We start from the raw sequence: 13,981 nt of genomic DNA, 5'->3' as shown, positions 1-13,981 counted from the left end.
CTCAATAGCATCCGAGCCTCCCGAAAAACGAGGCCCACCATGAACGACTCTTCGCAAGTGACCGCTCCCCCCCCTTCTCGCGCGCTGTCCCTGGTCGTCGGCAAGCTGCCCGCCTGGGTTGCCGGAACCCAACCCGACGAACACCGGCAGATGCGCGAGGCAGCCGCCCAGCCAGCGAACTGGTTCGAGGCAGCCTGCCTGGCGCACCCGGCCATCGCCCGTCAGTTGATCGCGCAATTCGGCGCCCAGCGACAGGCCGAAACCGAGGTACGCACGCTGCTCGCGGCCATTCCGGCGTTGAAGCCTTTCGCCAGCAAGCTGCTCGGCGCAGAAATACGCAAGCGCTTCGAGCTGGAGCTGGATGTAACCGCCACCTACCTGCTGAATGTCAGCAAAGCGGCGGCGTACAAAGAAACACTGAGCGGCGACCCGTTCGTGACCAGCGACCGCGCCGTGAAGAACGCCACCCAATCGCTGCTGGACAGCGCCCTGCAGAACTTCGAAGCCGCCGAGGCTGAGCCCGAGGGGCTGCAGGCAGGTGGCAACCCATCGCTGATCCTCGACAGCAACAAGGTCAGCATCGTCGCCTCACCTGCCAAGCAGATTGCCATCGTGCCAGAAGCCTTCGCGGGGATGGTGCGCGACCTGGACATCGGCGGCCAGTACCAGGCGCTGATCGATGCGGCGACAGGTCACGAGGCTGCCCACGCGGTTTTCAGCCGTGCCGAGCAAACCTCCTTGCGCCTGCATGCGCACCTGGCCCGCCTGCGCGGCGCTATCGACCAGGCTACTCACGACGCCCTGCTGAACCTGGCAACCCAGGGTCAGGCCACTTACCAAGGCCAGCCGGTACTGTGCTCGCGGGTGACGCTGCTGCATGCAACCCTCACCGGCGCAGCCGCTTTCGGCATAGCCGCACCCGGCAGGACGGCTGGCGGAAAATTCCCGCCACCGAGCTTCCCCTACGGCGGCTGGGTGGTGCTGTACCTGCCGGGTGCCACCACGCCGCTGAGCGTGCACAGCACCCGGGAGCAGGCCGAGGCACAGCTGGTCAAGCTGTTGCCCGAGTTTCGCCACCCGGCATGCCTGCACATGGTCCCCGAACGCAGCAAGGCAGCTTTCCTGGGCAAACTGCAAGACACCCTGGAGCCGTACACCTGGAACCCTGCAAAGGGTTTCAAGGAGCGCATGAAAGACCCGGACGCCTCGGTTTCCCTGCACCTGCAGCCATTTACCCGGCCACTGCCGGATGAGCTGGCCAGCCAACGGCAACAGCGCCTGAAAGACGATGCTGCCTTCCATGCCGTGTCAACGGCAGCCGAGGATGAAAAAACCGCAGCCAAGCGCTGGGCCTACTTTGAATCACTTGCCCTCAATGCCTTGAACATCGGCGCGTTCTTCATCCCCGGGCTGGCGCCACTGATGCTGGGCCTGACCGTGCTGCAACTCGGCCACGAGGTGTTCGAAGGGCTTGCCGAATGGGCCGACGGCGAGCGCGACCAGGCGTTCGGCTACCTGATGGATGTGCTCGAGAACCTGGCCCTGATCGGCGCACTCGGCGCTACCAGCGGCGCAGGCGCAAAACCTGCGCTCGAAAAGCTGACGGTGGACACCCCATCGTTCATCGAAGAGCTCAAGCCAGTAGAACTGGCCGAAGGCGACGTGCGCCTGTGGCGCCGCGACCTGCAACCTTTCGCCCATGACATCGTGCTGCCGGCGGGCCTCAAGCCTGATGAATTCGGCTTGTATCACCATCAGGGGAAAACCTGGCTGCCCATCGAGGAGCGGACCTACGCCATCGGCACCAGCAACGCTGAACACCGGCTACTGCACCCCACCCGCCCTCAGGGCTATCAGCCCAGGTTGCAGCACAACGGCGCGGGCGCCTGGCTGCATGAGCTGGACCAACCGCAGACCTGGACCGGCATGCAGCTGCTGCGTCGGCTAGGCCACCTGCCTGGGGCGTTCGACGCCCCGATCGCCGAGCGGATACTGCGTGTCAGCGATACCGACGAAAACGTGCTGCGGCGCATCCTCAGCGAAAACCAGCGGCTGCCGGCGTTGCTCGAGGACACCTGGCAGCGCTTCGAGCTGGACCGGCAAGTCGGCCAGGCGCTTCCAGAGGCAGGGGTCGCGGCACGCATCGCCGAGTTCGAGCAGCGCTATCAACGGCTGGCAAGCGCCGATGCGGACACCCTCCAGCGGGTTTACCCCGGCCTGCCCAAGGCCATTCGCAACGAACTGCTACGCAATGCCAGCACCCCCGAGCAACTGAGCCTGGCCAGCGGCAAGGTGCCAATGCGCATCGCCCAGGAGGCTCGGCTATACCAGCAACAGGTTCGCCTGGCCCGTGCCTACGAGGGGCTGTACCTGGGCTGCGTGCGCAATTGGGACGCTGACCGGCTGGTCATGCACAGCCTCGAACAACTGCCTGGCTGGCCAACCGATACCCGACTCGAATTGCGCCAGCAGCGTTACTGGCCTCGCCAAAGCGACGCGATAGGCCAACCCGATTCGCGCACCCGCATCACCATCAGCAGTGTCGAAGCTGGCTACCTCATCCATGAAGCCGCCCAGACCGAAGCGCTCGATGTCCATCCGAACCTTTATGCAGCCCTGAGCGCAGCAATGCCCGAGGCGATGGCGAGCCTGGGGGTGGATGGCCAAACCACCCTGCGCCAGTTGCTGCAAGACGCCCCGTTGTTACCGCGCAGTACCCTGAGGCGAGTGCTCGGCATGCACACCGTGCGCCCCGGCTTTCGCTCGCCGATGCACCTGGCCGATGGCCGCCTGGGCTACCCCCTGAGCGGCGGCCATGCGATGCCATCAGGCGATGCCAGCTACCAGGCCTTGCTGGATGCCATCGCCGCCACCGGCCTGACCGAGCACACGCGGTACACCGCCGACCAGGTGCTGCGCCTGGTTACCGCTGGTCGCAACCGGCTACAGGCGTTGCAGCACCTGCAGACCCTCAACGAGCAGCGCAGCCTGTTGCAGAGCGCGCTGAACGACTGGAGCGAAGCCATTACGCCCGCCACCGCCGAGGCAAGGCAGGATTATCACAGCCTGCGTGAAGCCATCCTGCAGCACTGGTATGACACTGCCCTGCACGAGGGCCTGCAACACACGGCAGGGCTGAGCATCCAGCGCGTGCCATTGTCGGACATCCCGCTGACCTTGCCGGGCTTCTTCACCTCACGCGTGCGCAGCTTGAGCCTGATCGACCTGCCATCGGGCGCCCTCGCTGGCTGGGCGCAGAACGAGCGCCTGCTGCAACGCCTGCTCAGGCAGATGCCGCAGCTCGAGTCGCTTGAAATCAACCGCCCCTATAACGCTCGGGCCACACCGTCATCCTTCCTGTTCAGTATTGCCACGATCAGCGAGTGTTTGCCCGGGTTGCGTCGGCTGGTGGTCACCCATCAGAACATCGCGCTGTCGGAAAGCGACCTGAACCTGTTGTCAGGACTTGAGCAACTGCGCCACCTGGACTTGAGCGGCAATCGGTTGGCGCAGAACAACAGGCCGAGTTTCCACGCGCTGAGCCTGGACTACCTGGGCCTGGACCAGATGCAGTTGTCCCAATGGCCGATCGGTATCGGCAGCGATGCCCTGGCACGTATCGCCTACCTGTCGCTGCGTGACAACAACCTCAGGTCGCTGCCAGCGTTCCTGGTCAATGAAACCGAAACCTTGACCACACCGCCGGGGATAGCGCTGCAGGGCAACAGCATCAACCAGACCCACCTGCTGCGGCTGCTACTTAACGATCGGGTCGATACGTCCGGCATTACCACCGACCAGCCGGCTGCGCTCAGCGAACAATTCGAGCGCATCCGCGATGAACGGCGCCAGATGCGCGACGCCATCGATGGCTGGGCCCAAGCCTCAAGCTCGAGCAACCCGCTGACACCGGCTGCACTGGCAGACAGGCAGCGTATCGAAACCGCGATCAATCACTTCTGGGAGCAGCAGGAGCAGGGCCAGCAGTACCTGCGCCTGCAACTGGAGGACGTGGCGATCGAGCATTTCCCTCGGCGGCTTCCGCCATTCTTTGGCGAGCGGGTACGGGCATTGAGCCTGACCCGCTTGCGCGGCAGCACCTCGCAAGTCGATCAGCTACTGCGCCGTTTCCCCAACATCACGCGGCTGACCATCGATGCCCATCAGGCCGCCAGCCCTTCGCTGGCCTCTGCCCTGGCGCGCCTGCCACAGCTTGCCATGCTGGAGTTTCGCAACATGGGCCTGGAAGTCGACCAGGCCATGCTGGACGTCTTCGCCGGGCTGGAGCACCTGAGCTCGATCGACTTGTCAGGCAATCGTGTAGGCACCATCAACCAGGTACCCGCACAATTGTCGCGCAACCTGCAGTCACTGGCGCTGACCAACATGAACCTGCAGGCCTGGCCAAGTTGGTGCGATGCCCTGTTGCCGCTGGAGTTGCTGGACCTGAGTGCAAACAGCATCACCCAATTGCCCGAGCACATCGCATCGAACCTGAACAATCCGATGCCTATTTCGTCAATCGCCCTGTTCGACAACCCGCTGCCACTGGAAACCATCCTGCGGCTTCGCACGTTTTCGGACAGCCAGCACAGCTACTCATTCGCCCTGGACATCCCTGACAACCTGCTGCTGGTCGATTCGTCGAGCGAAGGTTCGCTCGATCACCCGCATTTCCCCCTGCAGGGCGACGACAAGCCCAGGCAGGAAGACTGGATGCTGGGCAACGAGGCGCAGAACGAAGCACTGCAGGATAGTTGGAAAACCCTTGAGGGCAGCGACCTGCTGCGCCTGGCAGGCCGTTTGCGCAATGCTGCGCCTTATGTCGATCCGAACACGCGGGCCAGCTATTGCGAGCGGGTACGCATGATGCTGGTGATAGCGGCAAGCAACCCTGCCGAGCGGGCGAACATGGAAGCGATTGCTGTTGCTGCGCTGGAAAACCCGGAAACCGGCTCGCAGACCTGCCATGACGGGGCAGGGTTGGAATTCAACAATATCGAGTTCTACCTGATGGGCGAACGCCTGTTGATCGAGGCGGGCGACGACCTGAAATCGCTGCGCCGTCGCTTGCTACAACTGTTCAGGATCGAGCAGCTGGACCAGTTGGCCACTCAACGCACAGGCTCGGGCGACCTGGTCTCCGTACGCCTGGCTTACCGACGCGAACTGGCCAGGGACCTCGACCTGCCGATCGCCGATAGCATGCGCTTTCGGGGTGCCGCCAACCTGGCCCCAGACGAGCTGACCGGGGTTTTGGAGAAAGTCCGCAAGGCTGAACTGGGCGATGCACTTGTGAACTACATGCTGGCGAATCCGTACTGGGTGATGCGCCTGCAAGGCGAATTCAGCGAGCGCTTCGCCGAGCTGGAGGCCCACCTGCGCCTGCGCGTGCTGGCGCTGGCCGACAGCAATCTCTCGCTGGAGGACGAGTTGCATTTGCAGCAGGGCCTACAGCACGAGAAGGCTGAGGAAGAACAAGAGCTGCTGCGCGAGCTGACCATCGCCCAGATCAACCAGAGCTAAGTGTCATAACCGGCGACGCGCCTGGCCAGCGGCGCGTCGCCATCTTCTAGCGTTGGTAATGCGCCTTTCCCCACTGCAGGCAGGCTTGCAACAAGGCCTTGAGCACCCGTTGAGTTGGCTGCGCCAGGTCCTCGCGGTAGGCGAACGGCTCGGTTTCTTCCATGTAAGTGCTTTGCGCCAGCTCCAATTGCACGGCATGGATGTGATTGGCCGGGTCGCCGTAATGGCGGGTGATATGCCCGCCCTTGAAACGCCCGTTGAGCACATGGCTGTAGCCTTGCGCCTCGGCGCACACGCTTTGCAAGCGTTCGGCCAGCGCCGGGTCGCAACTGGCGCCATTGAAGGTGCCGAGGTTGAAGTCCGGCAGCTTGCCGTCGAACAAGTGCGGGATCAGCGAACGTATCGAGTGGGCGTCCCACAGCAGTGCGTAGCCGAACGCGTCACGCAGGCGGTCGAGCTCACGACGAATCGTGTCGTGGTACGGGCGCCAGACCTGCTCCAGGTAGGTGGCCCGCTCGACGGCGCTGGGCACCTGGCCGTCCTTGAACAACGGCTCGCCGTCGAACAGCGTGGCCGGGTACAGGCCGGTGGTGGCGCCGGCGTACAGCGGCTTGTCGTCATCCGGGCGGTTCAGGTCGATGACGAACCGCGAATACTCCGCCGCCACCACGCTGGCGCCCAGGTCACGGGCGAAGTCGTACAGGCGCGGGATATGCCAGTCGGTGTCCGGCAGGCTACGCGCCGGCTCGACCAGGCCGTCGCGCACGGCGTCGGTGAGGCCGAGACCAGCGTGGGGCATGCTGATCAGCAACGGCAGGCGGCCCTGGTGAAAACTCAATACCTTGTCCATGTGCCCTCGCTCAGTTGGATATTTCATGGCCCAGGCGCACCACGCGCTTGGGCAGGTCGCCGCCGAGCCAGTAGCTGAGGTCGGCGGGGCGCTCGATCTGCCAGGCGATGAAGTCGGCCACCTTGCCCACCTCCAGCGAGCCATGGCTGTCGCCCAGGCCCAGTGCCGTGGCGGCGTGCACGGTGACGCCGGCCAGGGCTTCTTCCGGGGTCATGCGGAAACAGGTGCAGCCCATGTTCAGCATCAGGCGCAGCGACAGCCCTGGCGAGGTGCCGGGGTTGAGGTCGCTGGCCAGGGCGATCTTCACGCCATGCCGGCGCAAGGCATCCATCGGCGGCAGCTGGGTTTCTCGCAGGAAGTAGAACGCCCCCGGCAGCAGCACCGCGACGGTGCCGGACTGCGCCATGGCTATGGCGTCGTCCTCGGTCATGAACTCCAGATGGTCGGCCGATAGCGCCTGGTAGCGCGCTGCCAGGCTGGAACCGTGCAGTGACGACAACTGCTCGGCATGCAGCTTGACCGGCAGGCCCAGCTCCCGGGCCTTGATGAACAGCCGCTCGACCTGGGCGGGAGAAAACGCCAGGTGCTCGCAGAAGGCATCCACCGCATCCACCAGGCCCTCGGCGGCCAGCGCCGGGAGCATCTCATCGCAGATGTGGGCGATGTAGTCGTCGGCCCGGCCAGCGTACTCCGGTGGCAGGGCGTGAGCGGCCAGGCAGGTGCTGCGCACGGTCACCGGCAGCTCCTCGCCCAGACGGCGGACGACGCGCAGCATCTTGCGCTCGCTCTCCAGGTCCAGGCCATAGCCGGACTTGATCTCCAGGGTGGTCACCCCATCGCGCATCAGCGCCTGGACCCGCTGGCGGGCGCTGGCCAGCAGCGCGTCCTCGCTGGCCGCGCGGGTCGCCCGCACGGTGCTGGCGATGCCGCCGCCCTGGGCAGCGATCTCGGCATAGCTGACGCCCTGCAGGCGCTGCTCGAACTCGCCGCTGCGATTACCGCCGAACACCGCGTGGGTATGGCAGTCGATCAGCCCCGGGGTGACCCAGGCGCCGCCCAGGTCGACGACGCGGTCGGCCGCGACCGGCGGCACGTCAGCGCGGGGGCCGATCCACTCGATCAGCCCGGCGCTGGTGACGATCGCCGCGTTCTCGATGACCGAGTAACGGCCATCGGTCATGGTCGCGGCGTGGCAGTGCTGCCAGAGGGTTCTCATCAGGATCTCCTTTCTAATTCAGCGGTGCAGCTCGGCAGGCTCCCGGACTGGCTCGCCACCACCGGCGCGTGGCTTGCACCACAGCAGGTAGGACGCCACCAGGAACACCACCCAGACCACGCCGACGAGCAAGGCCGCCTGGGTATCGGGGAAGTAGCCGAGCACACCAAAGATGAACACCATGAAGGCAATGGCCATGGCCGGGCCATAGGGCCAGAAGGGTACCGGGAACTTGAGCTGGGCGACTTCCTCGCGGCTCATGCTGCGGCGCATGGCGACCTGGGTGACCAGGATCATCAGCCACACCCACACGGTGGCGAAGGTGGCGATCGACGCGATCAGCAGGAACACGTTCTCCGGAATCAGGTAGTTGAGCAGCACGCCGACCAGCAGCGCCGCGCCCATCACCACCACGGTCATCCAGGGTACGCCGTGTTTCGACAGCTTGCCGAAGCCACGCGGTGCCTGGCCGTGCTGGGCCAGGCCGTACATCATGCGCCCGGCGCCGAAGATGTCGCTGTTGATCGCCGAGATGGCCGCCGAGATCACCACGATGTTCAGCACGGCGGCGGCCGAGCCGATGCCCAGGTTGCTGAAGATCTGCACGAACGGGCTGCCCTGGCTGCCGATCTGCGGCCAGGGGTACAGGCACATCAGCACCAACAGGGTGAGCACGTAGAACAGCAGGATGCGCAGCGGCACGGCGTTGATCGCCTTGGGGATCACCCGCTGCGGGTCTTTCGCTTCACCGGCGGTGACACCGATGATCTCGATGCCGCCGAAGGCGAACATCACCACCGCGAACGAGGCGATCAGGCCACTGACGCCATTGGGCATGAAACCGCCGTGGTCGAACAGGTTGCTCACCCCGACCGCGTGTCCGCTGCCCACCTGGCTGAAGCCGAAGGCCATGATGCCGAGGCCGGCGAGGATCATCGCGACGATGGCGCCAACCTTGAGCAGCGACAGCCAGAACTCCATCTCGCCGAACACCCGCACGTTGCACAGGTTCAGGCCGCCGATCAGGAACACGATGCCCAGCACCCAGATCCAGCGGGCGACCTCCGGGAACCAGAAACCCATGTAGATACCAAAGGCGGTGACGTCGGCGATGGCGACGATGACCATCTCGAAGGCGTAGGTCCAGCCGAGGATGAAGCCAGCCATGGGGCCGAGGTAGGTGCTGGCGTAGTGGCCGAAGGAGCCGGCCACTGGGTTGTGCACGGCCATCTCGCCGAGGGCGCGCATGACCATGAACACGGCGGCGCCGCCGATCAGGTAGGCCAGCAGCACGGCCGGGCCGGCCATCTGGATGGCCGAGGCCGAACCATAGAAAAGCCCGGTACCGATTGCCGAACCGAGCGCCATGAAACGGATATGCCGGGCCGATAGCCCGCGCTTGAGACCTTGAGCTTGTTGCATGTCACGTCCTTATTGTTGTTCTGGTCGTGAGGTCGGATTGGGGCTGCTGCGCAGCCCATTCGCCGGCAAGGCCGGCTCCTACAGGCAAGGCACATACCTTTGTAGGAGCCGGCCTTGCCGGCGAATGGGCCGCAGTGCGGCCCCAGCGGCATTACAGGCTAGGCAGGACCCCAGCCGGCAGCAGGCCGGTCAAGGTGCCTTTGCCCAGCAGTGTGGAAGCCGCCTCGATATCCGGGGCGAAGAAACGGTCGCGGTCATAGTGCGGCACTTCGCGACGCAGCGCCTGGCGCGCCTGCTCCAGCTTGACGGAGGTCTTCAGGCCCTTGCGCAGGTCCAGGCCCTGGCAGGCGCCCAGCCATTCGATGGCCAGCACGCCGCGGGTGTTCTCGGCCATTTCCCACAGGCGCTTGCCGGCGGCCGGGGCCATCGACACATGGTCTTCCTGGTTGGCCGAGGTCGGCAGGCTGTCGACGCTGTGCGGGTGCGACAGCGCCTTGTTCTCGCTGGCCAGCGCGGCAGCGGTGACCTGGGCGATCATGAAGCCGGAGTTGACCCCACCGTTTTCCACCAGGAACGGCGGCAGCTGGGACATGTGCTTGTCCATCATCAGCGAGATGCGGCGTTCGCTCAGCGAGCCGATCTCGGCGATGGCCAGGGCCAGGTTGTCGGCGGCCATGGCCACCGGCTCTGCGTGGAAGTTGCCGCCGGAAATCACGTCGCCCTCGGCGGCGAACACCAGCGGGTTGTCCGACACCGCGTTGGCCTCGATGCCCAGCACCTCGGCGGCCTGGCGGATCTGGGTCAGGCAGGCGCCCATGACCTGCGGCTGGCAGCGCAGCGAGTACGGGTCCTGGACCTTGTCGCAGTTCTTGTGCGACAGCGACACTTCGCTGGAATCGCCCAGCAGGTCGCGGAAGCACGCGGCGGTGTCGATCTGGCCACGCTGGCCGCGCACTGCATGGACGCGCGCATCGAACGGCGAGCGCGAACCCAGCGCTGCCTCGACGCTCAGGCCGCCACAGGCGATGGCCGCGGCGTACAGGTCTTCGGCCTGGAACAGGCCACGCAGGGCGTAGGCGGTGGAGGCCTGGGTGCCGTTGAGCAGGGCCAGGCCCTCCTTCGCGGCCAGGGTCAGCGGCTCCAGGCCAGCAACGGCCAGGGCTTCGCTGGCCGACAGCCACTGGCCCTTGTAGCGGGCCTTGCCTTCACCCAGCAGCACCAGCGACATGTGCGCCAGCGGCGCGAGGTCGCCGGAAGCGCCGACCGAGCCCTTGAGCGGGATGTGTGGATAGACTTCGGCATTGACCAGGGCGATCAGCGCGTCGATGACTTTACGGCGAATGCCGGAGAAACCACGGCTGAGGCTGTTGATCTTGAGCACCATGATCAGCCGCACCAGGTCGTCGTCCAGCGGCGCGCCGATACCGGCGGCGTGGGACAGCACCAGCGAGCGCTGCAGGTTCTCGAGGTCGTGGCTGGCGATGCGGGTCGAGGCCAACAGGCCGAAACCGGTGTTGATGCCGTAGGCGGTACGGTCTTCGGCGATGATCTGCTCGACGCAGGCGACGCTGGCGTCGATGGCGGGCGCGGCGCTGGCGTCCAGTTGCAGGCGCACGGGCGCGGCGTGGATGGCGCGCAGCTGGGCCAGGGTCAGGGTGCCGGGCTTGAGGGTCAATTCGGTCACTTCGCTACTCCAATCGCTTGGGGCCACGCGGGGCCCCTTCTTGTTGTTCAGTATCACCCGTGGCGGGTGCGATCCAAAGCGCGGCGATCAGCCGGTGATCATCGGCAGGTCCAGGCCCTGCTCCTTGGCGCAGTCGATGGCGATCTGGTAGCCGGCATCGGCGTGGCGCATCACGCCGGTCCCCGGGTCGTTGGTCAGCACGCGGGCGATACGCGCGGCAGCTTCATCGCTACCGTCGCAGACGATGACCATGCCCGAGTGCTGGGAGAAGCCCATGCCCACGCCACCGCCGTGGTGCAGCGAGACCCAGGTGGCACCGCCTGCGGTATTGAGCAGGGCGTTGAGCAGTGGCCAGTCGGAGACCGCGTCGGAGCCGTCGCGCATGGCTTCGGTCTCGCGGTTGGGGCTGGACACCGAGCCCGAGTCCAGGTGATCGCGACCGATGACGACCGGCGCCGACAGCTCGCCGCTGCGCACCATTTCGTTGAACGCCAGGCCGAGCTTGGCGCGCAGGCCCAGGCCAACCCAGCAGATGCGCGCCGGCAGGCCCTGGAAGCTGATGCGCTCGCGGGCCATGTCCAGCCAGCGGTGCAGGTGGGCGTCGTCGGGGATCAGCTCCTTGACCTTGGCGTCGGTCTTGTAGATGTCCTCGGCGTCACCCGACAGCGCGGCCCAGCGGAACGGGCCGACGCCGCGGCAGAACAGCGGGCGGATGTACGCCGGGACGAAGCCTGGGAAGTCGAAGGCGTTGGCCACGCCCTCTTCCTTGGCCATCTGGCGGATGTTGTTGCCGTAGTCGAAGGTCGGGATGCCCTGCTTCTGGAAATCGAGCATGGCCTGCACGTGCACGGCCATCGATTGCTTGGCGGCCTTGACCACGCCAGCCGGGTCGGTCTGCGCGCGGTCGCGGTACTGCTCCCAGGTCCAGCCGGCCGGCAGGTAGCCGTTGAGCGGGTCGTGGGCGCTGGTCTGGTCGGTGACCATGTCCGGGCGCACGCCACGCTTGACCAACTCCGGCAGGATTTCGGCGGCGTTGCCGTGCAGGGCGATGGAGATGGCCTTGCCTTCGGCGGTGTACTTGGCGATGCGCGCCAGGGCGTCGTCCAGGTCAGTGGCCTGCTCGTCGACGTAGCGGGTCTCGAGGCGGAAGTCGATACGGCTCTGCTGGCACTCGATGTTCAGCGAGCAGGCGCCGGCCAGGGTCGCGGCCAGTGGCTGGGCACCGCCCATGCCACCCAGGCCCGCGGTCAGTACCCATTTGCCCTTGAGGCTGCCGTTGTAGTGCTGGCGGCCGGCCTCGACGAAGGTTTCGTAGGTGCCCTGGACGATGCCTTGGCTACCGATGTAGATCCAGCTACCGGCGGTCATCTGGCCGTACATGGCCAGGCCCTTGGCGTCCAGTTCGTTGAAGTGTTCCCAGTTGGCCCAGTGCGGCACCAGGTTGGAGTTGGCGATCAGCACGCGCGGGGCGTTGCTGTGGGTCTTGAACACGCCGACCGGCTTGCCCGACTGTACCAGCAGGGTTTCGTCGTCTTCCAGGCGGGTCAGGGTCTCGACGATCTTGTCGTAGCACTCCCAGTTGCGCGCGGCACGGCCGATGCCACCGTACACCACCAGCTCTTTCGGGTTTTCGGCGACCTGCGGGTCGAGGTTGTTCATCAGCATGCGCAGCGGGGCTTCGGTCAACCAGCTCTTGGCGGTCAGCTTGTTGCCACGCGGGGCACGGATTTCTACGTCACGGTATTTGTTGTTGTCGGTCACGGGGAGGTCCTCGGCGGTTCAGCGCGGGCAGATGTGTCGTGGTCAATATACAAACACATCTTTACTTGTATGTACAAGCACGGACAACCAAAATTGTCGGACGATTCCGCTGAGTGGCAAAAAAGCTGGGGCCGCTGCGCAGCCCTTTCGCGACACAAGGCCGCGCCTACAGGGGATCGCAATTACCTGTAGGAGCGGCCTTGTGTCGCGAAAGGGCTGCGCAGCGGCCCCGGCTATCTCAATGTGAAATGAGTTCGATCAGGCAGAACCGCCCCTGCACATCCAGCTCCAGCAACCCCTCGTTGCCCTCGATCCGCAGGCAGTCATAGCGCCCGAGCTGCTGCATGCCCTGCCCGGCCAACGCCACCTCGACATGATTGCCAGCGGCAAACAGCAACACCGTCGACGCCGCGCTGAACAACCGGCTGCTGCCATCAAACCACTGCAACCTGGCCCGATATCGCTGCGGCGCGTAGATCAGGTTGAAATCGCGAATCGCCCCACCGAGCAATTTGCAGCTGACCTGGCTCTCGCCACTGAACGCGAACGCATCGAACGGCAACAACGGCCGGCTGGCCTGGTCGTCGACCAGCAAGCGCATGCCGTCACCCTGCAGCACGGTGATGATCCGCTGGTAGCCGGCGAATACGGAAAACCCGCCCGACTCCTCGATATCGGCGATCGACAGGCGCCAGCCGAAGCCGTCGAGCCCCTCGCCGTTGTCGCGGGTGATCTCTTCGGTGAAGCCACCACCGTTCTTCCAGGGCATGCGCGGGTAATCCTGCGCACGCAGCAACTGCAACTGGGTCATTTACTAAAACGTCCTTCAAGGCGGTGACGGGAACCGGGGTGGATCAGCCGCGCCGCCGTCACTGGCTGGCGGCCGGACCAGGTGCGACGACGGATCAGCAGGCACGGTTCGCCGCGCTCGATCTGCAGCAGGCGGCACTCTTCGGGCTCGGCGAGAATCGCCTCGACCACGTGCTCGCCCTCGGTCAGCGGCGCGACCTGGGACAGATAGGCGTACGGCGTCTGCCGGGTGAAATCCTGCTTGAGGTAGTCGGGGGCGATGGCGGCGTTGACGTAGCGGTCCTCGATCTGCACCGGCACGCCATTCTCGTAGTGCACGATCAACGAATGGAACACCCGCTGGCCTTCGCGCATGTCCAGGGCCAGGGCGCGCTCTGAACCGGCGGCCTCCTCGGCCAGGGTGATCACCTGGCAGCTATGCTGGTGGCCACGGCCGGCGATCTCGTCGGCGATGTTGTTGACCTCGAACAGCGCCGAGCGGCTCTTGGGCTCGGCGACGAAGGTGCCGACGCCCTGCATGCGTACCAGCAGGCCTTCGGCGGTCAGTTCGCGCAGGGCGCGGTTGATGGTCATGCGGCTGAAACCCAGCTGGCTGACCAGTTCGCTCTCCGAGGGTACCCGGTGATGAGGCGGCCAGCTGCCGCTCTCGATCTGCTGGATGATCATCTGTTTCACCCGGGCGTAGAGCGGCGCCGGCCCTTCGCCCATCTGG

8 protein-coding genes are annotated in these 13,981 nt (G+C 65.5%); 1 reads left to right on the top strand and 7 read right to left on the bottom strand.

From position 1 onward, the window contains the following. Positions 1 to 39: 39 nt before the first annotated feature. Positions 40 to 5,526: a dermonecrotic toxin domain-containing protein gene (locus tag KSS95_RS04885; RefSeq protein WP_225935559.1), complete on the top strand. Its 5,487-nt coding sequence runs from the start codon at positions 40 to 42 to the stop codon at positions 5,524 to 5,526. 46 nt (positions 5,527 to 5,572) lie between these two features. Here the strand turns inward: KSS95_RS04885 and hutG are convergent, their stop codons facing one another. The 7 genes from hutG to hutC form a co-directional block, all read right to left on the bottom strand. Then, entirely contained in the window at positions 5,573 to 6,376 is an 804-nt protein-coding gene (gene hutG, locus KSS95_RS04880) for an N-formylglutamate deformylase (protein WP_217853932.1), read from the bottom strand. 10 nt (positions 6,377 to 6,386) lie between these two features. Continuing rightward, entirely contained in the window at positions 6,387 to 7,592 is a 1,206-nt protein-coding gene (hutI, locus tag KSS95_RS04875; RefSeq protein ID WP_217852138.1) for an imidazolonepropionase, read from the bottom strand. An 18-nt stretch (positions 7,593 to 7,610) separates the two neighbouring features. After that, positions 7,611 to 9,014 carry an amino acid permease gene (locus KSS95_RS04870; protein ID WP_217852136.1) on the bottom strand — a complete coding sequence of 468 codons (1,404 nt, stop codon included), beginning with the start codon at positions 9,012 to 9,014 and terminating at the stop codon, positions 7,611 to 7,613. Between the two features lie 151 nt (positions 9,015 to 9,165). Further along, entirely contained in the window at positions 9,166 to 10,698 is a 1,533-nt protein-coding gene (gene hutH / locus KSS95_RS04865) for a histidine ammonia-lyase (RefSeq protein ID WP_217852134.1), read from the bottom strand. An 87-nt stretch (positions 10,699 to 10,785) separates the two neighbouring features. Next, positions 10,786 to 12,459: a urocanate hydratase gene (gene hutU / locus KSS95_RS04860; RefSeq protein ID WP_217852132.1), complete on the bottom strand. Its 1,674-nt coding sequence runs from the start codon at positions 12,457 to 12,459 to the stop codon at positions 10,786 to 10,788. Positions 12,460 to 12,697: 238 nt separating this feature from the next. Beyond that, positions 12,698 to 13,270: a HutD/Ves family protein gene (locus KSS95_RS04855; protein ID WP_217852130.1), complete on the bottom strand. Its 573-nt coding sequence runs from the start codon at positions 13,268 to 13,270 to the stop codon at positions 12,698 to 12,700. After that, the gene (gene hutC, locus KSS95_RS04850) at positions 13,267 to 13,977 is read right to left on the bottom strand and encodes a histidine utilization transcriptional repressor HutC (RefSeq protein WP_217853931.1); all 711 of its coding nucleotides are present in this window, start codon (positions 13,975 to 13,977) and stop codon (positions 13,267 to 13,269) included. The genes KSS95_RS04855 and hutC overlap by 4 nt, the downstream gene beginning before the upstream one ends. Positions 13,978 to 13,981: the final 4 nt, after the last annotated feature.

Source organism: Pseudomonas muyukensis (assembly GCF_019139535.1).
Taxonomy (GTDB): Bacteria; Pseudomonadota; Gammaproteobacteria; order Pseudomonadales; family Pseudomonadaceae; genus Aquipseudomonas; species Aquipseudomonas muyukensis.
The sequence above is the reverse complement of the archived record's forward strand: the minus strand, read 5'-3'. Positions and strand labels throughout refer to the sequence as shown.

Excerpts from the sequence above, each read along its gene's own strand:
- hutG (WP_217853932.1), bottom strand. The coding sequence starts at position 6,376 with ATGGACAAGGTATTGAGTTTTCACCAGGGCCGCCTGCCGTTGCTGATC.
- KSS95_RS04870 (WP_217852136.1), bottom strand. The coding sequence starts at position 9,014 with ATGCAACAAGCTCAAGGTCTCAAGCGCGGGCTATCGGCCCGGCATATC.
- KSS95_RS04855 (WP_217852130.1), bottom strand. The coding sequence starts at position 13,270 with ATGACCCAGTTGCAGTTGCTGCGTGCGCAGGATTACCCGCGCATGCCC.
- hutI (WP_217852138.1), bottom strand. The coding sequence starts at position 7,592 with ATGAGAACCCTCTGGCAGCACTGCCACGCCGCGACCATGACCGATGGC.
- KSS95_RS04885 (WP_225935559.1), top strand. The coding sequence starts at position 40 with ATGAACGACTCTTCGCAAGTGACCGCTCCCCCCCCTTCTCGCGCGCTG.
- hutC (WP_217853931.1), bottom strand. The coding sequence starts at position 13,977 with ATGGGCGAAGGGCCGGCGCCGCTCTACGCCCGGGTGAAACAGATGATC.